This is a genomic window from Halomonas sp. 3D7M, from assembly GCF_014897885.1.
Classification (GTDB): domain Bacteria; phylum Pseudomonadota; class Gammaproteobacteria; order Pseudomonadales; family Halomonadaceae; genus Vreelandella.
Genome location: NZ_JABUZF010000218.1, coordinates 1 through 1388 on the forward strand (window position 1 = coordinate 1; position 1388 = coordinate 1388).

Sequence of the window (1388 nt, forward strand, 5' to 3'; positions counted from 1 at the left end):
GGCTGTTGCCGGTAAACAGTTGGTAGCCAAACCAGGGCACGTTGTGGCCGCCGCTCAGGGCGTTCAGCCACAGGGAGACTTCCGCTAGCTCTACCGCGATGGGGTTGAGGTCGACCCCGTAGACGTTGTGGTCGGCAATGTGCATTTTTACCCGCTGGAGTTCGCGCGGGTAGTCTTCATGGGGAATGCGCTCCCCCAGTTCCTGCTGTTTGCGGGTGAGGTAGGATTCGGCCAGTTGGTTGACGGCTTCGTTCAAGAAGGCCGCGCTGCCCATGGCGGGTTCGCACACGGTTAGTTGGAGGATGTTGTCGGCGGTGATGTCTTCGGTCAGGCGTTCTTTGAGGGTGTACTTCACCAGGCTTTTGGTGAGCACTTCCGGGGTGTAGTAACTGGCGGATTTTTCCCGGTCGCGCCCTGCCATGCGGTAGATGAATTTGCCTTTGGGGTGGACGCGCAGGGTTTTCCGGCGATCACTGTTCAGATCGTACACGCGCTCTTTGTCGTCGAACTCTTCTAGCTGTTCGCGGGTAACAAAGTAGCCAGTATCAAGTTCGTCGGGGTTGATGTTGTTGCCTTTGGGGGCGACTTCAAACAGGTCTTGGGTGGCGAAAAAGCCCCGGTAGCTGAGCAGGGCTTCGTACACCGCGCCTAGCTGGTTGATGCCGAGCTGGGTGTAGCTGACGCGGCCACGGCGTTTTCTGCCGCTGGTGGGCCGGGTCAGCGACATGCTCTGAATCACCTGCTGCAGGGTTTCATTGCTGAAAGTAACGCGGTTAAGCAGCGAGGTTTTGGCGGGGTCGAATAGGTGGCTATCCAGCCCTTGCAGCGTAAAGGCGTTGGCGGTGCTTTCGTGCAGGCTGCCTTGGCGGTTAATGGTGTAGCCTTCGTAAATGAGCCGGAACATGCGCTGCAGGCTTTCATGGAAGTAGCTGCCACGGCGGCTCTCTTCGGTGGTTAGGCGCACGTTTTCCAGCTCGCGCAGGCTTTCCAGGCTGTAACCCATGCGCCAGGTTTCATCATTACTGGGCAGGTAGCCGAGTTCTGGCCGCGCTTCGATGTAGAACAGAAACAGAATGCGGTACATGGTGCGCAGGCACTCTTTGGAGAGCTGGTCGGGGTCTAGGGCATTTTCGCCACTGTAGATACCTTCCTTGCGCTCGCGGGCCTGCTCGATGAGCTGCGCGGCGGCTTCGTTACCGAGCAATTCAATGGCATGACGCAGGGCGTATTTGAGGTCGTCGGAGACCGCAAAGGCGTGCTTGTGGCTGTTTTCGTCCAGGCTGTCTAGCCGGCACTGGCCTTGCTTTCCACCGTTTTCAGGGGGCGCTAGGCTTTCCCAGTGCAGCAGCACGGCGGTGGCTTTTAGGGTTTTTTCGTCTCGGCGGCCA

Annotated in this window: 1 pseudogene; it reads right to left on the reverse strand. The window is 58.6% G+C overall.

The window, feature by feature from the left end:
• Positions 1 to 1388, reverse strand: a pseudogene (locus INT22_RS12425) (class I SAM-dependent DNA methyltransferase); the annotation flags it as partial.